This window comes from Mycobacterium sp. SMC-21, from assembly GCF_045310825.1.
In the GTDB taxonomy this organism is placed as follows: Bacteria; Actinomycetota; Actinomycetes; order Mycobacteriales; family Mycobacteriaceae; genus Mycobacterium.
The window spans coordinates 148,817-167,611 of the sequence record NZ_JBJIAO010000006.1; the positions used below are offsets into that span (position 1 = coordinate 148,817).

Genomic DNA, 18,795 nt, shown 5'->3' on the forward strand with positions numbered 1-18,795 from the left:
AAATCCCTTGCAGCAGTTGTGATTGCGCTGACGCAGCCAGTGTTCGGCCACTAACTCCCCGCGGCCGACACCGTCACCGGAATCCCGTTGAGAGCGCCGTTGCCGGACGGCTCGTCGAGGAAGTCCGGCAGCGACAGGACGTTGGTGTTCACCCCGGGCGACGCGTTGGCGATCCCCAGCCGGGTGCCGGGCTGCCCGTGTCCCCAGCCGTGCGGCATGGACACCACGCCCGGCTTGATCGCGTCGGTCACCTCGACGGGTACGACGATCTTGCCTGCGCCAGAAGCGACTTCGGCGTTGTCGCCGTCCGCGATACCCCGCGCGGCCGCGTCGCTGGCGTGCATGAGCAGCGTGCAGCGGTCGCGGCCCTTCATCAGCGCGCCGACGTTGTGCAGCCAGGAGTTGTTGGACCGCAGGTGCCGCCGGCTGACCAGCACCAGCTCGTCGGCCGGACGCTCCAGCCGCGCGGCGAGCCGGGGCAGGTCGTCGAGCAGGTACTGCGGGGCCACCCGGATCTTCTTGTCCGCGGTACCCAGCACCTCGGGCACGCGCGGCACCATGGGACCGTAGTTGATGCCGTCGGGATGGGCCTTGAGCTTCTCGAGCGTCAGCCCGTCGGGATTCTCGCCGTACCGGTCGCCGAACGCGGCGGTCCGCAGCGTCAGGTCGAGCATGCGCTCGGGACCGCCGTGGTCGTACTTCTTGCGGATCTCGGCGCCGTCGAGTCCCTGCGTGAAGCACAGGTAGTCGAACCAGCCGTCGTCGAGCGCGGCGACGTCGACGTCTTCGGCCGGGGTGCCGGTGCACAGCCCGGTGAGCCGGATCAGGATCTCCCACTCCTCCGGCGCGTCGGGGTCCTCGCGGTGAAAAACCGGCGGCGAATACCGGGCGAAGCTGTTGATCGCCGCGCCCAGCAGCAGGTCCGCGGAGTGCGCCTGCTCGAGCGCCGAGGGGCCGGGCAGGATGACGTCGGCGTGCCGGGTGGTCTCGTTGAGCCACAGGTCCACCGAGATCATCGCGTCGAGCTGCGGCAGCGCCTCGTCGAGTTTGTCACCGCCCGGCGTCGACAGCACGGGGTTGCCCGCGACGGTGATGAGGGCCTTGAGCTGGCCCTCGCCCGGGGTGGTGATCTCTTCGAGCATGCACGAGACCGGGACCTGACCCAGCACTTCCTTGGCGCCACGGACCCGGGTCTGATAGCGGCCGAAGTTGGGCGCCCCGTCCTCGAGTCCCGGGATGGTCTGGCTGGTGACGGTCCAGGCGGTCGGCGTGGCGAACATCGCGCCGCCGGGGACGTCGAAGTGGCCGGTGACGATGTTGACGACGTCGATGAGCCAACTGGCGAGACTGCCGAATTCCTGGTTGCACGTACCGATGCGGCCGTACACGACGGCGCGGGGCGTGCCGGCCAGTTCGCGCGCCAGTCCCCTGATCCGCTCCGCGTCGATACCCGTTGCGGCAGAGACCCTTTCAGGCGACCAGTCGGCGACGGCCCGGCACAGCTCGGCCACCCCGTCGAGGTGCTGCTCGAGCTCGCCGAGGTTCACCAGATCTTCGTCGAACACGGTGTGGATGACGCCGAGCAGCAGCGCCGCATCGGTGCCCGGCGTGATGGGCAGCCACTCGTCGGCCTTGGCCGCGGTCTGGGTGCGCACCGGGTCGATCACGATCACCTTGCCGCGCTTACGGATTCCGCCGATGAGGCCCATGATGTCTGGGGCGGCCAGCAGCGAGCCCTGCGACGCCGCGGGGTTGGCGCCCATCACCACGAGCAGGTCGGTGCGTTCCAGGTCCGGGGTCGGGAACGCCCACCAGCTGCCGTACATCAGGTGCGACGACAGGTTCTTGGGCCATTGATCGATGGTGCCCGGCGAGTACGTGATCGGCATGCCGGACAAGCCGAGCAGGATCGCCGCGTACCGCGACAGCGAAAACGAGTGCGCCAGTGGGTTTCCGGTGTACGCGGAGACCGCCCCGATGCCGTGCTTTGCGATCACTGGCGCCAGCAGTTCGGTGCAGCGGCGGAACGCGGTGTCCCAGTCGACCTCGTGCCACTGCCCGTCGACCTTGATCATCGGGCGGCGGATCCGGTCGGGGTCTTCGTGCAACGCGCCGAGGGAAGCGCCCTTGGGGCAGATATGGCCCGCGCTCCACGCGTCGGCCTTGTTGGGCCGGACGCCGGCGACCTTGCCGTCCGACACCTGAATCTCCAAGCCGCACATGGCTTCGCACAGGCAGCAGGCGTGCAGGTGCAGACCGTCTTCGCCGACTCCGGCGATCATTCGTGGCTGGGTTCCCATCGTCCGACTGTAACGGCGTTACTGAGACGTGGGTCACGATTGCTCCCGATATCCGGGAGACGGGCTACAACGCGTGCGAAAGCTCCCGGCCGAACTGCAGCAGCCGCTGCATCTGGGCCAGGCCACCGTCATCGACGGACTTGGTGTACCGGAACGACTCGCAGAAGAAGTCGGTGTCGATGGCCGACTTCTGCCGGCTGCGGGTGATCAGCTGGGTGTACATCCGCAGTCGTACCTCGGCCAGGCGCCGCGTACCGTCGCCCAGCACCTCGAACTGCGTGGTCAGGATGTGGTCGGTGATGGTCGACAACAGGATGGTCCGCACCGAGGTGTCCAGCGTCCGGCGCAGGTGCTCGTCGTCGCCGCTCGCGTCGTCGTCGGCCCGCCACATGATGAGTCGCTCACCGTCGGTGAGGACGACCTCCTGCCACACGGCGTCGCCCCAGGACTCCTCGGACGCGCCGCGCGACATGATGAAGGACTTGATGGACCGGAAGTCGACCACCGACCGCAGCTGCTCGAGCGCCAGCTCCGGATCGCGCAGATAGACCTTCGCCGCATCGTCGACACTCGAGTACGGCGCCCAGTCCTGCGGCTCGTCCATGACTACTCGCCCCGGACCGCCGCGGCCGCCGCCCGAATCTGCGGCGTCACCAGCATCACCTGGCCGAGAACGCCGTTGACGAAGCCGGGCGACTCATCGGTGGAGAGCGACTTCGCCAGCTCGACGGCCTCGTCGACGGCGACCGGCTCCGGCACGTCCGTCGCGTGCAGCAGCTCCCACACCGCGACACGCAGGATCGCGCGGTCCACCGCGGGCAGCCGCTCCAGCGTCCAGCCCTGCAGGTGCGCCGAGATCAGGTCGTCGATGTGGGCGGCGTGCTCGGTGACGCCGTTGGCGACGGTCACCGTGTACGGGTTCAGCGCCGACACCTCGGGGTCGCTGTCGGCCAGGGTGTTGCGCAGCTTGGCGCCCTCGGCCGCAGTGATCCCGCGGGCCTCGGCCTCGAACAGCAGGTCGACGGCGCGCTTGCGCGCCTGGTGCCGGCCCTTGTCGGAGCGACGGTCAGGCATTGACCCGACTGATGTAGCTGCTGTCGCGGGTGTCGACCTTGAGCTTGTCACCGACGTTGATGAACAGCGGCACCTGGATCTCGGCGCCGGTCTCCAGGGTGGCCGGCTTGGTACCGGCGTTCGAGCGGTCGCCCTGCAGGCCCGGCTCGGTGTGCGCGACGACGACCTCGATGCTGACGGGCAGTTCCAGGTAGAGCGGCGCGCCGTTGTGGAACGCGATCTGCACCTGCAGGTTCTCCAGCAGGAAGCCGGCGGCGTCGCCGACGAGGGCCTCCGACAGCGGGTGCTGCTCGAAGTCCTCGGCATCCATGAAGACGAAGTCCGCGCCGTCGCGGTACAGGTAGGTGGCGTCACGACGGTCGACGGTCGCGGTCTCCACCTTCACACCGGCGTTGAAGGTCTTGTCGACGACCTTGCCCGACAGCACATTCTTGAGCTTGGTGCGCACGAAGGCCGGGCCCTTGCCGGGCTTAACGTGCTGGAACTCGATGATCTGCCACAGCTGGCCCTCGATGTTGAGGACGAGACCGTTCTTGAAGTCGGCGGTAGATGCCACGGTGGGTACTGCTCCTAGCTCTCTGTCATCAGAGGATGGCCAGTTCCTTGGGGAACCGGGTAAGCAACTCAGGTGTGTGTGTCGTATCGCCGCTGACGACGAGCGTGTCCTCGATCCGGACACCGCCCCGGCCGGGCAGGTAGACACCGGGCTCCACGGTGACCACGGAGCCAGCAAGCAGTGTACCGGCGGCGGCGGAGTTGATTCCCGGCGCTTCGTGAATCTGCAGACCGACGCCGTGCCCGAGCCCGTGGGAGAACTGCTCGCCGTACCCGGCATCGACGATGACCTGCCGCGATGCCCGGTCGACGGCCGACAGCGTCGTGCCCGGCGCCAGCGCTTCCCGGCCGGCCCGCTGCGACGTCGCGACCAGGTCGTAGATGTCGCGCTGCCACTGCGCCACCGGCGACAGCACGAAGGTGCGCGTCATGTCGGAGTGGTAGCCCTCGACCAGCGCGCCGAAATCGATCTTGACGAAGTCACCGGCCGCCAGCACGGCCTCGGTGGGCCGGTGGTGCGGTATCGCCGAGTTGGCGCCCGTCGCGACGATGGTCTCGAACGACGGGCCGTCGGCGCCGTGGTCGAGCATCCGCGCCTCGAGTTCGCGGCCGACCTCCTTCTCGGTGCGGCCGGCACGCAGCCCACCCGATTCGACGAGATCTTTCAGTGCCGCATCGGCGGCCTCACAGGCCAGCCGCAGGATCGCGATCTCACCGGCGTCCTTGACCTCGCGCAGTACTTCGACCATGCCGGGCGCCCGGACGAGTTCGAGGTCGTCGCCACCGACCCGCTGCAGCGCCGCGTGGGCGTCGACGGTCATGACGTGGCTCTCGAAGCCCAGCCGCTTGATGCCGGCCGCCGCCGCGGCGCGCACGAGCTGAGGCGCACACGCCCGCTCGATGAGGATCTGTGCGTCGGGGGCCTGCTGCGCCGCCTGCGTCCGGTACCGCCCGTCGGTGGCGAGGATGGGCGTCTCCCCTTCAGTGGGAATCAGCAGTGCCGCGTTCGAGCCGGTGAATCCGGACAGATAACGCACGTTGACCAGGTCGGTTATCAGGATCGCATCCAGCTCGGCGGCCGCCAGGTGGCGACGCAGCATGTGGCGCCGGTGGGAAATTGTCACGATATGTGACGCTACTCGCTACGCTGTCTGCTCATGAGTAAGTGGTTGCTGCGCGGAATCGTCTTTGCGGCGTTGATGGTGATCGTCCGATTGCTGCAAGGCGCAATGATCGGTGCCTGGGAAAAACAGTCGCTGATCATCAGCGTCACGCTCGTCGTGCTGTACATCCTCGCTGCCTTTGCCTGGGGCGTCCTCGACGGCCAGAGCGACGCGAAGGCGCAGCCGGACCCCGACCGCCGCGAGGACCTGGCGATGGCCTGGCTGGTCGGCGGTCTGTTCGCCGGCGTCGTCAGCGGCTTCTTCTCCTGGCTCATCGGCCAGTTCTACGACAACATCTACGTCGACGCCCTGGCCGCCGAGCTCACCACCTTCGCCGCGTTCACCGCACTGATCGTCTTCGTGGGCGGCATCTGCGGTGTCTCGCTCGGCCGCTACCTGGTCGACCGCAACGCCCCGCCGCCGCCGAAGCACGACCACGCCGGTGAGAGCGAGCGCGCCGACACCGACGTCTTCGCCGCGGTCGCTGTCGCGGTCCCCGTCGAGGGTCACGAAGGCGAGACCGAGGTCATCGAGACCAGGCCCAAGACCAACCCCGAGTCCTGAGCAGCCACGCAAAAAGGCCGCGGCCCGTCATCAGACGGGCCGCGATCTTTTTTGCCGAAAAGTTGTAAGACTTCCGCGGCGTAACTGCTCCTACCTGTGAGAGCGGCTCAACCGGAGCCGCAAATCCCAAACAGGAGCACATCATGAACCGCACGAAGTTCGTCACCGCCGCAGCTGCCCTGGCGATGATCGCCCTCGGAACCGGAACAGGAACCGCGCAGGCCGCGTCGTCGATCGATACGACAAGCGACGCGGCGGGCGTCACGGTCCACATCAACTCGACCGGAAGTGAAGGCCTGTGCTTCTACTCCGCGGAGCCGTGGTTCGGATGGAAGTCGGTCAAGCCCCTGCCGGTGTACAAGGTGCCGTTCCAGCTGCAGGCAAACCAGAGCCACAATCTGTGGTTCCCGGGCATCCAGACCGGCACGACGTGGAAAGCCAAGGTCGAATGCCCGGTCGGCGGCACCGACTATTTCAACCCCGTCTACTGAGCGCAGCTCAGTCTTTCGCCACCACCGAGTAGGCGGCCGCCAGCAGCGAGGGGTCCGGGCCTTCGAGGCGGCCCGGCTTGGCCAGGCCGTCGAGCACCACGAAGCGCAGCACGCCCGAACGGGTCTTCTTGTCCCCCGCCATCGACTCCAGCAGTTGCGGGAAGGCGTCGGCGTCGTAGCTGACCGGCAGGCCCAGCGCGGTGAGCACCCGGCGGTGGCGGTCCGCGGTGTCGTCGTCGAGGCGTCCGGCAAGCCGGCCGAGCTCGGCGGCGAACACCAGGCCCACCGACACGGCGGCGCCGTGCCGCCACTGGTAGCGCTCCCGGCGCTCGATGGCGTGCGCCAAAGTGTGGCCGTAGTTGAGGATTTCGCGCAGTGCCGATTCCTTCTCATCGGCGGCGACCACCTCGGCCTTGACGGCGATGGCACGGCGGATGAGTTCGGGCAGGACGGTGCCGGCGGGGTCCAGCGCGGCCTCCGGGTCGGCCTCGATGAGGTCCAGGATCACCGGGTCGGCGATGAAGCCGGCCTTCACGATCTCGGCCATGCCGGCGATGATCTCGTTGCGCGGCAACGATTCCAGCGTCGCGAGGTCGACCAGCACGGCCAGCGGCTGGTGGAATGCGCCGACGAGGTTCTTGCCGGCGTCGGTGTTGATGCCGGTCTTGCCGCCGACGGCGGCGTCGACCATGCCGAGCAGCGTCGTGGGCACGTGCACGATGTCCACGCCGCGCAGCCAGGTGGCGGCGGCGAACCCCGCGACGTCGGTGGCCGCGCCGCCGCCGAGGCTGACGATGGCGTCCTTGCGGTCGATCCCGATGCGCCCCAGCACTTCCCAGATGAACCCGACAACGGGCAGTTCCTTGCCCGCCTCGGCGTCCGGGATTTCGATGCGGTGCGCGTCGATTCCGCCCGCCGCCAAGTAACTACGGATCGCCTCGGCGGTCTCGTTCAGCACCGGCTGGTGCAGGATGGCGACGCGGTGCCGGCCCTGCAGGACGCGGCCGAGGTCGCCGAGCAGACCGGTCCCGATGATCACCGGGTACGGCCGGTCGACGTTCACCTCGACGACGACGGGTTCAGTCATTGCGAGCCTTTCAATCGTTTCGCCAGTGCCGCAGGGCTCGGCGGGGCCTCGGTGGTCGGTCCGGGGTTCAGGACCGTGGGCAGCCGGCGCCACGCCGAGCGGCGGCGGCGCCGGGAGTGCTCGTCGCAGCGCGGCTGCTCGAGCCGGTGCACGATGTGGCGGACCACCGCACCGGGATTGCGTCGGTTGGTGTTCACGCGGAGGGTGGCGACCTGCCGGAACAGCGGCACGCGCTGCGCCATCAGCTCGCGGTATTTGGCGCCCGGGTCGTCGCCGGCGAGCAGCGGGCGTCCGCCGCCCGCGGTGCGCCGAACGCCTTCTGCCGCACTGATTTCCAGGTAGACGACGGTATGGCCGACGAGCGCTTCCCGCACCTCCGGGGTCGTCACCGCGCCACCGCCGAGCGACACGACGCCGTCGTGTTCGGCGAGCGCGTCGCGGATCACGTCGGCTTCGATCTTGCGGAACACCGGTTCACCTTCGGCGAAGATGTCGGCGATGCTGCGACCGGTGGTCTCGACGATCTTGGCGTCGGTGTCGAGCATCGGCACCTGCAGCGCCTTCGCCAACCGTCGACCGATCGTCGACTTGCCCGAACCGGGCATGCCGACCAGTACAGCCTTGGGCGCCATCGGGTTATCCGGACATCTGCGGTTCGCGCTCATGCACCGCACGCAGGTAGTTCTCGACGTTGGCGCGCGTCTCGGCCAGCGAGTCGCCGCCGAACTTGTCCAGCGCGGCCCGGGCCAGCACCAGTGCCACCATGGCCTCGACGACCACACCGGCCGCGGGCACGGCGCACACGTCGGAACGCTGGTGGATGGCGACGGCCTCTTCGCCGGTGGCCATGTCGACGGTCGCGAGCGCGCGTGGCACGGTCGAGATCGGCTTCATCGCGGCGCGGACCCGCAGCGGCTGGCCGTTGGTCATGCCGCCTTCCAGACCGCCGGCGCGGTTGGTGGAGCGGGTGATGCCGTCGGCGCCCGGGTAGATCTCGTCGTGTGCGACGCTGCCGCGGCGCCGTGCGGTCTCGAAGCCGTCACCGATCTCGACGCCCTTGATGGCCTGGATGCCCATGACGGCGGCGGCCAGCTGGCTGTCCAGCCGGTTGTCACCGCTGATGAACGAGCCGAGGCCGACGGGCAGTCCGCTGACCACCACCTCGACGACACCGCCGAGGGTGTCGCCGTCCTTCTTGGCGGCCTCGATCTCGGCGATCATGGCTTCCTCGGCGGTCTTGTCGAAGGCACGCACCGGGCTGTCATCGATGGCCTCCAGATCCTCGGGCTGCGGGACCGGGCCGTCGTAGGGCTTCGATGCGCCGATGGAGATGACGTGCGAGACGACGTCCACGCCGAGGGCCTGCTTCAGGAACGCGCGGGCGACGGTGCCGGCCGCGACGCGGGCCGCGGTCTCGCGGGCACTGGCGCGCTCGAGCACCGGGCGGGCGTCGTCGAAGCCGTACTTGAGCATGCCGGCGTAGTCGGCGTGCCCGGGCCGGGGCCGGGTGAGCGGCTCGTTACGCGCGGTGTTGGCCAGCGCCTCCGGGTCGACCGGGTCGGAGGCCATGACGGTCTCCCACTTGGGCCACTCGGTGTTGCCGATCTGGATGGCGATCGGGCCGCCGAGCGTCTGGCCGTGCCGAACGCCGCCGAGCAGCGTGACTTCGTCCTTTTCGAACTTCATCCGGGCACCGCGGCCATAGCCGAGACGACGCCGCTGCAACTGCGTGGCGATGTCGTCCGAGGTCACCGAGAGACCGGCCACCATGCCTTCGAGCATGGCCACCAGGGCACGACCGTGGGATTCACCTGCTGTGGTCCATCGCAACACGTGTCCCATTGTCCCATGAGGGGGTTTACCGGCTGAAATCCGTCAGCCCAGGCTGCATTGCAGCAGCACGGTGTCGATGTCGCGGCCGTGTTTGTGCCCGACCTGCCGCAGTCGGCCGGCCTCGTCGAAACCCACCTTCTTGTGCAGTGCGACGGACGACGGGTCGCCGCTGTCGGCGATCACCGCGATGACCTCACGCACGCCGGCGGCGCGGGCGGCGTCCAGCAGCGCGCCGAGGAGTTCCTTGCCGGCACCCTGTCCGGTGGCCCACGGCGCCAGGTAGATCGAGTCCTCCACCGTGCCCTGATAGGCCGGCCGGGATTTCCAGGGCAAGCAGTACGCGTACCCCGCGACCTTGCCCTCGCGCTCGACGACGAGGAACGGCAGCCCGGCGGCGAAGACCTTGGCGAACCGCGCCTGCCACTCCTCGGCCGTGGGCGGCTCGAGCTCGAACGACGCCACGCTGTTGCGTACGTAATGCGCGTAGATGTCGGCGATCGCGGGCAGGTCGGCGGTGGTGGCGGTGCGGGTGGTCATGGTGAGGCAAAGGTACCGAGCGCGACGGCCGCGGCGCTCGCCAGGCACATCGACGGTCCGTGTGGCACGGTGCGTCCGGCTCGCCGCACGAGGATCAGCGCCGCGTACCCCGCGGTCAGCAGCGGCGCCCCGATCGCGGCGAGCACCCACACGCCGGCGCCGCACATGCCGGTCAATGCGCCGAGGCCGAGTGCGAGTTTGACGTCGCCGCCGCCCATCGCCCGTGGGCTGAGCAGGTGGATCAGGAGGTAGAGCGCGAACAAAGCCGCGGCCCCCAACGCCGCGGCAGTCCCCTTGCCCGTGATCACGCCGGCCGCGACGATCACCGCGGCGCCCGGCAGCGTCAGCCAGTTCGGCAGCCGTCGCTCGCGGAGGTCATAGGCACACAACGCGATCATCCAGGCACCAATAGCCAAGCCCGCCCCCATCTTTCGAGGCTAAGGGCGTTGCGCAGGGCGTCCCGACACGAATGTTCCACAGGGTGCCGGCCAGGGAAGTACCACGTCGATTGCACTCACGGACTTCTTGGGCCCCAATTTTCGGCTCTACCAGCCGAGCCGCGCACAAAACTGGATTCAGGACGCCGCGAGCGCCGCCGCCATCACCTCGCGGGGCGCGGGCATCCCGGTGAACTGCTCCACCTGGGCGTAGGCCTGGTTCAGCAGCATCTGCAGGCCGCTGACCACCCGGCCACCGGCCGCGGAAACGGCGGCGGCCAGCGGCGTCGGCCACGGGTCGTAGATGGCGTCGAGCAGCACGGCGGTGTCGGCCACGGTCCCGGAGATCTCACCCGCCACCGCGGCAGGCAGTGTATTGACCACCACGCCAAGGGAATTCAGCTTCTCGCCGAGGGCTACCCAGCGCGTCGCGACGCCCAGCCGCTCCCCCAGCTCCACGAGTGCCCCGGCCTTGTCGGCATTGCGGGCAACGATCGCCAGGTCCCGCACACCGAGTTCGGCCAAGGCCACGACGGCCGCGGGCGCGGTGCCGCCGGAGCCCAGCACCGCCGCCGCTCCGGATACCTCGCCCAGGGCGCCGACGACGCCGTCGACGTCGGTGTTGTCGGCGCGCCAGCCGCCGTCGATCCGTACCAGGGTGTTGGCCGAGCCGACGAGCTCAGCGCGCGGCGTGCGTTCGGTCGCGAAGCGCAGCGCCGCGAACTTGCCGGGCATCGTGACCGAGACCCCGACCCATTCCGGGCCGAAACCGCCCACCAGGCCGGGCAATTGTTCCTCGGTGCACTCGATGCGGTCGTAGGTCCAGTCGGTCAGCCCGAGCTCCCGGTAGGCCGCCAGGTGCAGCTGCGGGGACCGCGAATGCGCGATGGGCGAACCCAGAACCGCGGCTCTCATCGCGCACTGTCGAGCACGCCGTTGCGTTTGGCGAGCTCGATGCTGGCGAGGTGCTGCTGGTAGTCGCGGGTGAAGACCGTGGTGCCCTGCAGGTCGATGGTCACGAAGTACAGCCAGTCCCCCGGCGCCGGGTCCTGCGCCGCGACGACGGCGGGCTGGCCGGGCGAGCAGATCGGCGTGACCGGAAGTCCTTCGCGCGCATAGGTGTTCCATGGCGTCGGCTGTTCGCGGTCGGCGTCGGTGGTGGCCACTTCCTGCCGGTCCAGCGGGTAGTTCACCGTCGAGTCGAACTGCAGCCTGCGATGGTCTGGGGTCGCCAGCCGGTTGTAGATGACGCGGGCCACCTTGGCGAAGTCCTGCGGGTTGGACTCGCGCTGCACCAGCGATGCCACGATGAGGATCTGGTACGGGTTCAGGTTGGCGGCGGCGCCGGCATCGAGCAGGCCACCCTTTTCGTACTGGTGACCGCTTGCGCTGATCAGGCTCGCCAGAATCGACGTCGGCGTGCCGGCCGGGTCGACGTTCCAGGTGCCGGGCGCGATGAGGCCCTCGAGCCTGCGGTGGTCGGGGCCCAGCGACTTCACCGGTCCGGCCGCCCAGCTCGGCACGAGCAACGCCGAGATGTCGGCGGCACCGGCGGCCTTCTTCAGCTCGTCGGCGGACACGCACTTGCGCTTGCCGTCCAGGTCGACGCAGGAAGCCGCCGAGATCAGGCTGAAGATGCCCTGGTTGATCTTGTTGGTCTTGACGTCGGTGGTGTCGTCGAGTTGGCGGCCCTCCGGGATCACCAGGCGGCCCACCCGATTGTTCTTCTCGGTGAGCCGGGACACCGCGTTGGCGGCCGAGATCTCGGTGCGCAGCTTGTAGAACCCGGGCTGAATCTCGGTCATCGCCTTGTTGCCCTCGGCGGCCAGGACGAACGTCTTCACGTTCGCCACGACGCCGTGATCGAACAGGGTCTGCCCGATCGCGGTGGTCGAGTCGCCCTGATGCACCTCGACGACGAGGTCGTTGTTGCCGTCACCGGAGTAGTCGTTGCCCGAGCCGAAGATGCCGTGCCACAGCCGGGAGCCGAGGAACACCGCGCTGACCACGACGACGATGAACACCGTCAACGCCACCATGCTGCGGCGCCGGCGGCGCTTGCGGTTGCGCTCGGCGCGGACCCGCTCGGCCCGGCTCATGCCGCGGCGCGGCCGGCCCACCGATTCGGGCTTGATGCGGGTGCTGCTGCCCCACTCGTCGTCGTCGCCCGGGGCGTCCGGGCGCATGTCCTCGGCCGGAGTCATTCGCCGACCTCGCGCTCTGCGGCGGCCAGCACCGAGCGGCGCATGTCCAGCCAGTTCTGCAGGATGCCGACGGCGGCCACCTGATCGATCATCTGACGTTGCCCCTTCGCACGCACCCCGGCCTCCCGCAGCGAGCGCTGCGCGGTGACCGTCGTCAGCCGTTCGTCGGCCATCCGTACCGGAGTCGGGGCCACCCGCACCGCCAGGGCGTCGGCCACCTCGATCGCGTCCCGCGCCGAGCTGCTCGCCCGGTCCTTCAGTGTGCGCGGCAGCCCGACGACGATCTCGACCGCCTCCTGCTCACCGGCCAGCTTCACCAGCCGGCCCAGGTGCTTGTCGGTCTTGTCGCGACGCACCGTCTCCAGCGGCGTCGCGAGGATGCCGTCGGGGTCGCACACCGCGACACCGATCCGCACCGTGCCGACGTCGATGCCCAGCCGGCGGCCGCGACCGGGGTCGTCGGCGCCGGGGCGGTCGGGCATGCGGTCGGTATCAGCCAAAGCTAGCTCCGGCCCAGTTCAGCGCGTAGCGCGGCCAGACCCGCGTCGATACCCGCTGCCCCCTTACCGGAACCCTGTGCCAGATCGGCCTTTCCACCACCACGGCCACCGACGGCGGCGCCCAGCTGCTGCACCAGTTCGTTGGCCTTGAACCCGAGGTCCTGCGCGGCGGCGTTGACGGCCACCACGTACGGCACCGACTCGCCCGAGTCGGCGATCAGCGCGATCACCGCGGGCTCCGAGCCGAGCTTGCCCTTGATGTCGCCGACCAGGGTGCGCAGGTCACCACCGGAGATGCCGCCGGCCATCCGCTGGGCGACGACGCGGACCTTGCCGATGACCTCGGCACCGGCCGCGGCGTCGGCGGCGGCCGCCTTGGCACCGGCCAGGCGGACCTTGTCGAGTTCCTTCTCGGCGGCCTTGAGCTTCTCGACCAGGGTGGCGACGCGGGCGGGCACCTCTTCCGAGGGCACCTTCAGCGACGCGGCCAGGCCGGCCATCAGCGCACGTTCCTTGGCGAGGTGCCGGAACGACTCGAGCCCGACATAGGCCTCGACACGACGCACACCCGAACCCACCGACGACTCACCGAGGATCGTCACCGGGCCGATCTGCGCCGAGCGCTCGACATGCGTACCACCGCACAGCTCCAGCGAGAACGGGCCGCCGATCTCGACGACGCGGACCTCGTCCGGGTAGGACTCGCCGAACATCGCCATGGCGCCCATCGCCTTGGCCTTCTCCAGCTTCTCGTGGAAGGTGTGCACCTCGAAGTCGGCCTGCACGGCCTCGTTGGTGACTTCCTCCACTTCGGTGCGCTGTGCGTCGCTCAACGCGCCCTGGTAGTTGAAGTCGAAGCGCAGGTAGCCCGGCCGGTTCAGCGAGCCGGCCTGAACGGCGCCCGGGCCCAGCACCTGTCGCAGCGCGGCGTGCACCATGTGCGTGCCGGAGTGGCCCTGCGTGGCACCGCGGCGCCAGGTCGGGTCGACGGCGGCGGTGACGGTGTCGCCCTCGACGAACTCGCCGGACTCGACGTTGACGGTGTGCACCCACAGCGATTTCGCGATCTTCTGCACGTCGGTGACCGCGGCCTTGGCGGTGGCCGACGACCCGGTGCCGGTGATCGTTCCGGTGTCGGCGATCTGGCCACCGGACTCGGCGTACAGCGGCGTGCGGTCCAGCACGAGCTCGACGCGGTCCGAGCCCTCGCTGCCGTGCGTCACCACCGGGACCCGCTTGCCGTCGACGAAAATGCCGAGAATCCTTGCCTCGGAGGTCAATTCGTCGAAACCGGTGAACTCGGTGGGGCCGGCGTCGACCAGGTCGCGGTAGGCGGACAGGTCGGCGTGCGCGTGCTTGCGGGCGGCGGCGTCGGCCTTGGCGCGGGCGCGCTGCTCGGCCATCAGGCCCCGGAAGCCCTCTTCGTCGACGGTCAGGCCGGCTTCGGCCGCCATCTCCAGCGTCAGCTCGACCGGGAAACCGTAGGTGTCGTGCAGCGTGAAGGCGTCACTACCGGAGACGACGGTCTTGCCGGCGGCCTTGGTGGCCGCCGCCGCATCCTCGAACAGCCGCGAACCCGACGCGAGGGTGCGGTTGAAGGCGGTCTCCTCGGCGACCGCGATGCGGTTGATGCGCTCGAAGTCGGTGACCAGCTCCGGGTACGACGGACCCATCGTGTCGCGCACGGTGGCCATCAGGTCGCTCATGATCGGCTGCTCGACACCGAGCAGCTTGGCGGCGCGGATGATGCGGCGCAGCAGGCGGCGCAGCACGTAGCCGCGGCCCTCGTTACCCGGGGTGACGCCGTCGCCGATGATGATCGCGGCGGTCCGGCTGTGGTCGGCGATGACGCGGTAGCGCACATCGTCGGCGTGGTTGCCGGCGCCGTAGTGGCGCGGGGCCACCGAGGCGACCATGTCGATCACCGGGCGGACCAGGTCGGTCTCGTAGACGTTGTCGACACCCTGCAGCAGGCAGGCGATGCGCTCGACACCCATGCCGGTGTCGATGTTCTGGCGCGGCAGCGGGCCGAGGATTTCGAAGTCGGTCTTGCTGGTGCCCTCGCCGCGCTCGTTCTCCATGAACACGAGATTCCAGATCTCGATGTAGCGGTCCTCGTTGGCCTCGGGACCACCGTCGATGCCGTACTCGGGGCCGCGGTCGTAGTAGATCTCCGAACACGGACCGCAGGGCCCCGGGATGCCCATGGACCAGTAGTTGTCGGCCTTGCCGCGGCGCTGGATGCGCTCGGGCGGCAGACCGGCGATCTCCTCCCACAGCCCGATGGCCTCGTCGTCATCGAGATAGACGGTGGCCCAGAGCTTTTCGGGATCGAAGCCGTAGCCACCCTCGGACACCGGGTTGGTCAGCAGATCCCAGGCGAGCGCGATGGCGCCACGCTTGAAGTAGTCGCCGAACGAGAAGTTGCCGGCCATCTGGAAGAACGTGTTGTGCCGGGTGGTGATGCCGACCTCGTCGATGTCCGGTGTGCGGATGCACTTCTGGACGCTGGTCGCCTTGTCATACGACGGGGTGCGGTCGCCCAGGAAATACGGCACGAACTGCACCATGCCGGCGTTGACGAACAACAGGTTCGGATCGTCCAGGATCACCGATGCGCTCGGCACCTCGGTGTGGCCCGCTTTCACGAAATGATCGAGGAATCGTTTCCTGATCTCGTGTGTCTGCACGTGCTGTTGTCCTTCTGTTGTCCGTCTGGGGACCGGGTAGTTGCCCGGATAACAGTACCGGTCGGCCTTGTGCGCAGCGCCGCCGCGGCGGACAGTTGTGTCTATCCGGTGGCGCCACCGGAGCGCCGCCCTGAACAAAGAGGGGGTGGACCGTGTTCGCACGTTCTACCACGATGATGGCGAGCCCTGACCAGATCGATGACGGCATTGCCTATATCCGCGACGAGGTCATGCCCGTACTGCAGGAACTTCCCGGTTCCATCGGCCTGTCCCTGCTGGTCGACCGGGAATCCGGCCGGTGCATCGCCACCAGCGCGTGGGAGTCCGAGGACGCCCTGCATTACAGCGCCGGCGAGGGCCGCCGGCTCCGCAATCTCGCCGCCGAACGCTTCGGTGGCGGCGCCCCGCTGGTCGAGGAGTGGGAGATCGCCGTTCTGCACCGTGAGCACGGTAACGGCGCGTGTGTGCGGGCCACCTGGCTCACAGTGCCGCCGGATCTCATGGAGGCCGGCATCGACTACTACCGCGACACCGTGCTGCGGCAGATCGAGCACCTGCCGGGGTTCTGCAGCGCCAGCCTGCTCGTCGACCGCGGTTCTGGCCGTGCGGTGTCGTCGGCGTCCTTCCGCACCCGCGAGTTGATGGCGGACTACTGGCAGCAGGCCACGGCACTGAAGGTCGAATCGGTGCAAGCCGCCGGGGCGTCGGAGATCGCCGACTGCGCATTCGATCTCGCGATCGCCCACCTGCGGGTACCCGAACTGGTCTAGCGCTTGCGCCGGATGATGGCGCGCAGCTTCTCCAACCGGCCGCCGATCTCGCGTTCCGCCCCGTACGCGGTGGGCCGGTAGTAGTCGACCCCGACCAGCTCATCGGGTGGATATTGTTGCGCCGCAACACCACCCGGGTGGTCGTGCGCGTACTTGTAGCCCTGGGCGTGGCCGAGGGCGGCGGCACCGGCGTAGTGCCCGTCGCGCAGATGCGCGGGCACCATGCCGGCCTTGCCGGCCTTGATGTCGGCCATCGCCGCGCCGAGGGCGACGGTCACGGCGTTGGATTTCGGCGCCGTCGCCAGGTGCACCGTCGCGTGGGCGAGGGTCAGCTGGGCCTCCGGGAGCCCGATGAGCTGCACGGTCTGCGCGGCGGCGACGGCGATCGGCAGGGCGGTCGGATCGGCGATGCCGATGTCCTCGCTGGCCAGGATCATCAGCCGGCGCGCGATGAAGCGCGGGTCCTCCCCCGCGGTCAGCATCCGCGCCAGGTAGTGCAGCGCGGCGTCGACGTCCGAGCCGCGCACCGATTTGATGAACGCGCTGACGACGTCGTAGTGCTGGTCCCCGTCGCGGTCGTAGCGCACGGCAGCCTTGTCGAGGGACTGCTCGATGACTTCAATGGACACCGGCCCGTCTCCGGCCGTCTCGGCGGCAACCTCGAGCGCCGTCAGCGCCCGCCGCGCATCACCCGCCGACAGCGTCACGAGCAGCTCGACGGCGTCGTCGTCGACCTCGACGGCACCGCCCAGACCGCGCGGATCGGTGATCGCCCGCTGCACGACGGTCCGGACGGCGTCGGCCGTGAGCGGCTGCAGCTGCAGGATCAGCGACCGCGACAGCAGCGGCGCCACCACCGAGAACGACGGATTCTCGGTGGTCGCCGCCACCAGCAGCACCACCCGGTTCTCGACGGCCGCCAGCAGGGCGTCCTGCTGCGTCTTGGAGAAGCGGTGCACCTCGTCGATGAACAGCACGGTCTGACGGCCGTGAATCGCGCCTCGACGTGCTTCTTCTATCACCGCGCGGACGTCCTTGACGCCGGCCGACAGCGCCGACAGCGCCTCGAACCGGCGGCCGGTGGCCCCGGAGATCAGCGACGCCAGGGTGGTCTTGCCGGTGCCGGGCGGCCCGTACAGGATGACGCTCGCCGCGCCCGAGCCTTCGACCAGGCGGCGCAGCGGCGAACCCGGCTTGAGCAGGTGATCCTGGCCGACGACCTCGTCGAGGCCGGCGGGCCGCATCCGCACCGCCAATGGTGCCTGGGTGGGGGCGGCGGACGATACGTCGGGTTCGCCCCCTACGTCGAACAGCCCATCAGACACGGTTCAGGCTTACCACGCCGCACCGACCGGCGGTTCAGTCGGCAGGTGCGGTCACGAAGTCGATGAGTTCCTCGACCCGTCCGATCAGCGCGGGTTCGAGGTCGTTCCAGTCCCGCACCCGGCCCCGGATGCGCTGCCACGCGTGGGCGATGTCGGCCTGGTCGGCGTGCGGCCAGCCGAGCGCGTCGCACACGCCGTGCTTCCATTCGATGCCGCGCGGGATGACGGGCCACGCCTCACGCCCGATGCGGGCGGGTTTGACGGCCTCCCAGATGTCGATGAACGGGTGGCCCACGACCAGCGTGTGCTCGCCGCCCGGACCACGGCGCACCTGTTCGGCGATCCGGGCCTCCTTCGAGCCCGACACCAGGTGGTCGACGAGCACGCCGAGCCGGCGGCCCGGTCCCGGCTGGAACTCGCGCACGATGGCGGCCAGGTCGTCGACACCGCCGAGGTACTCGACGACCACGCCCTCGACCCGCAGATCGTGTCCCCACACCTGCTCGACGAGTTCGGCGTCGTGGCGGCCCTCCACGTAGATGCGGCTGGCCAGCGCGGTGCGGGCCCGATGTCCTTGCACGGCAACCGAACCCGAGGCGGTGCGGGTGGGCGCGGCCGGCGCGGTGCGCTTGGGCGCGGTGAGGATGACGGGATTGCCGTCGACCAGATAGCCCGGGCCTATGGGGAACGGCTTGCGGTAGCCGTCGAAGTCCTCGAGGACCATGCGGCCGTACTCGACCGAGATCACGGCGCCCACGAAGCCGGTCGTGGCGCACTCCACCACGAGCCCCTTCTCGGCGGGCTGCTCGGTAGAACGCTTCCTGGCGTTCGGGTTGCGGGCCAGTACATCGGATCCGTATCGGTCGCTCACGGCACCGATCCTAGGAACGATCGCGGGCCAGATCCGGTTGCGCCACCCGTGTTTTCGTCACAGACCGGTTACGGGGCCTTCTCGACCTTGATGTCACAGGTGATGCGCTCACCGTCGACTTTCACGATCTTCATGTGTGCGACGTACTGGACCTTGCGCGGACCGGTGAAGTGGCAGTCGAACTGGGCACCCTTGGTGGCCTCCACGTCGGACGGACACTTCACGTCGGTGGGGGTGAACTTGTTCTGATCCGACACCAGCTTGACCACCTGTTTGGCGGCGTCGTCGGCCTTGACCGTGGTTTTCGAGCTACACCCGGCCGGTGCCAGGGCCACCAGACCCAGTAGCACCGCTGCCCCCACCCGTACGCGCATCATGGGCGCGATCGTGCTCT

General features: G+C 69.1%; 20 protein-coding genes. 3 read left to right on the forward strand and 17 right to left on the reverse strand.

Features of this window, described 5'->3' with window-relative positions; translation table 11 throughout:
* Nucleotides 1–50 precede the first annotated feature (50 nt).
* The 5 genes from ACJH6H_RS09120 to ACJH6H_RS09140 all read right to left on the reverse strand — a co-directional run bounded on the left by ACJH6H_RS09120 (nt 51) and on the right by ACJH6H_RS09140 (nt 5,053).
* Nucleotides 51–2,300 carry a molybdopterin-dependent oxidoreductase gene (locus ACJH6H_RS09120; RefSeq protein WP_406774699.1) on the reverse strand — a complete coding sequence of 750 codons (2,250 nt, stop codon included), beginning with the start codon at nt 2,298–2,300 and terminating at the stop codon, nt 51–53.
* Nucleotides 2,301–2,364: 64 nt separating this feature from the next.
* Nucleotides 2,365–2,904 carry a hypothetical protein gene (locus tag ACJH6H_RS09125; RefSeq protein ID WP_212811567.1) on the reverse strand — a complete coding sequence of 180 codons (540 nt, stop codon included), beginning with the start codon at nt 2,902–2,904 and terminating at the stop codon, nt 2,365–2,367.
* Nucleotides 2,905–2,906: 2 nt separating this feature from the next.
* Complete coding sequence (nusB, locus tag ACJH6H_RS09130) at nt 2,907–3,374, reverse strand: transcription antitermination factor NusB (protein WP_020101665.1); 468 nt, start codon at nt 3,372–3,374, stop codon at nt 2,907–2,909.
* Nucleotides 3,367–3,930, reverse strand: coding sequence for an elongation factor P (efp, locus tag ACJH6H_RS09135; protein WP_212811568.1), 564 nt, complete (start codon nt 3,928–3,930; stop codon nt 3,367–3,369). Before efp ends, nusB begins: the two co-directional genes overlap by 8 nt.
* 28 nt (nt 3,931–3,958) lie before the next feature.
* Nucleotides 3,959–5,053 carry a Xaa-Pro peptidase family protein gene (locus ACJH6H_RS09140; protein WP_212811569.1) on the reverse strand — a complete coding sequence of 365 codons (1,095 nt, stop codon included), beginning with the start codon at nt 5,051–5,053 and terminating at the stop codon, nt 3,959–3,961.
* Between the two features lie 33 nt (nt 5,054–5,086).
* Between ACJH6H_RS09140 and ACJH6H_RS09145 the strand changes: the two genes are divergently transcribed.
* Both ACJH6H_RS09145 and ACJH6H_RS09150 read left to right on the forward strand, forming a co-directional pair.
* Complete coding sequence (locus ACJH6H_RS09145) at nt 5,087–5,656, forward strand: B-4DMT family transporter (protein ID WP_212811570.1); 570 nt, start codon at nt 5,087–5,089, stop codon at nt 5,654–5,656.
* A gap of 143 nt (nt 5,657–5,799) precedes the next feature.
* The gene (locus ACJH6H_RS09150) at nt 5,800–6,147 is read left to right on the forward strand and encodes a hypothetical protein (protein ID WP_053853629.1); all 348 of its coding nucleotides are present in this window, start codon (nt 5,800–5,802) and stop codon (nt 6,145–6,147) included.
* A 7-nt stretch (nt 6,148–6,154) separates the two neighbouring features.
* On the opposite strand, the gene aroB is transcribed toward ACJH6H_RS09150, so the two are convergent.
* The 9 genes from aroB to alaS all read right to left on the reverse strand — a co-directional run bounded on the left by aroB (nt 6,155) and on the right by alaS (nt 15,435).
* Nucleotides 6,155–7,234: a 3-dehydroquinate synthase gene (gene aroB / locus ACJH6H_RS09155; protein ID WP_212811571.1), complete on the reverse strand. Its 1,080-nt coding sequence runs from the start codon at nt 7,232–7,234 to the stop codon at nt 6,155–6,157.
* On the reverse strand, nt 7,231–7,866 hold the full coding sequence (locus tag ACJH6H_RS09160; RefSeq protein WP_020101671.1) for a shikimate kinase: 636 nt from the start codon (nt 7,864–7,866) through the stop codon (nt 7,231–7,233). The genes aroB and ACJH6H_RS09160 overlap by 4 nt, the downstream gene beginning before the upstream one ends.
* Nucleotides 7,867–7,870: 4 nt before the next feature.
* Nucleotides 7,871–9,067, reverse strand: a complete 1,197-nt coding sequence (gene aroC, locus ACJH6H_RS09165; RefSeq protein WP_212811572.1) for a chorismate synthase — start codon at nt 9,065–9,067, stop codon at nt 7,871–7,873.
* A gap of 42 nt (nt 9,068–9,109) precedes the next feature.
* Nucleotides 9,110–9,604 (reverse strand): GNAT family N-acetyltransferase, encoded by a 495-nt coding sequence (locus ACJH6H_RS09170; protein WP_212811573.1) that lies wholly within the window; start codon nt 9,602–9,604, stop codon nt 9,110–9,112.
* Nucleotides 9,601–10,032: an A24 family peptidase gene (locus tag ACJH6H_RS09175; protein WP_212811574.1), complete on the reverse strand. Its 432-nt coding sequence runs from the start codon at nt 10,030–10,032 to the stop codon at nt 9,601–9,603. The genes ACJH6H_RS09170 and ACJH6H_RS09175 overlap by 4 nt, the downstream gene beginning before the upstream one ends.
* A 147-nt stretch (nt 10,033–10,179) precedes the next feature.
* Nucleotides 10,180–10,956 carry a shikimate dehydrogenase gene (locus ACJH6H_RS09180; protein WP_212811575.1) on the reverse strand — a complete coding sequence of 259 codons (777 nt, stop codon included), beginning with the start codon at nt 10,954–10,956 and terminating at the stop codon, nt 10,180–10,182.
* Complete coding sequence (gene mltG / locus ACJH6H_RS09185; RefSeq protein ID WP_244872565.1) at nt 10,953–12,245, reverse strand: endolytic transglycosylase MltG; 1,293 nt, start codon at nt 12,243–12,245, stop codon at nt 10,953–10,955. Before mltG ends, ACJH6H_RS09180 begins: the two co-directional genes overlap by 4 nt.
* A complete protein-coding gene (ruvX, locus tag ACJH6H_RS09190; RefSeq protein WP_212811576.1) occupies nt 12,242–12,745 on the reverse strand; it encodes a Holliday junction resolvase RuvX in 504 nt (167 codons plus the stop codon). Before ruvX ends, mltG begins: the two co-directional genes overlap by 4 nt.
* A gap of 2 nt (nt 12,746–12,747) precedes the next feature.
* Nucleotides 12,748–15,435, reverse strand: coding sequence for an alanine--tRNA ligase (alaS, locus tag ACJH6H_RS09195; protein ID WP_318984528.1), 2,688 nt, complete (start codon nt 15,433–15,435; stop codon nt 12,748–12,750).
* A gap of 152 nt (nt 15,436–15,587) precedes the next feature.
* Here alaS and ACJH6H_RS09200 point away from each other — a divergent pair, with 152 nt between their 5' ends.
* Nucleotides 15,588–16,205 carry a hypothetical protein gene (locus tag ACJH6H_RS09200; RefSeq protein ID WP_212811578.1) on the forward strand — a complete coding sequence of 206 codons (618 nt, stop codon included), beginning with the start codon at nt 15,588–15,590 and terminating at the stop codon, nt 16,203–16,205.
* Here ACJH6H_RS09200 and ACJH6H_RS09205 read toward each other — a convergent pair.
* The 3 genes from ACJH6H_RS09205 to ACJH6H_RS09215 form a co-directional block, all read right to left on the reverse strand.
* A complete protein-coding gene (locus ACJH6H_RS09205) occupies nt 16,202–17,530 on the reverse strand; it encodes a replication-associated recombination protein A (protein ID WP_318984526.1) in 1,329 nt (442 codons plus the stop codon). The genes ACJH6H_RS09200 and ACJH6H_RS09205 overlap by 4 nt on opposite strands.
* Nucleotides 17,531–17,564: 34 nt before the next feature.
* Nucleotides 17,565–18,401: a DUF3097 domain-containing protein gene (locus ACJH6H_RS09210; RefSeq protein ID WP_212811580.1), complete on the reverse strand. Its 837-nt coding sequence runs from the start codon at nt 18,399–18,401 to the stop codon at nt 17,565–17,567.
* Nucleotides 18,402–18,469: 68 nt separating this feature from the next.
* Complete coding sequence (locus ACJH6H_RS09215; RefSeq protein ID WP_244872566.1) at nt 18,470–18,778, reverse strand: DUF4333 domain-containing protein; 309 nt, start codon at nt 18,776–18,778, stop codon at nt 18,470–18,472.
* Nucleotides 18,779–18,795: the final 17 nt, after the last annotated feature.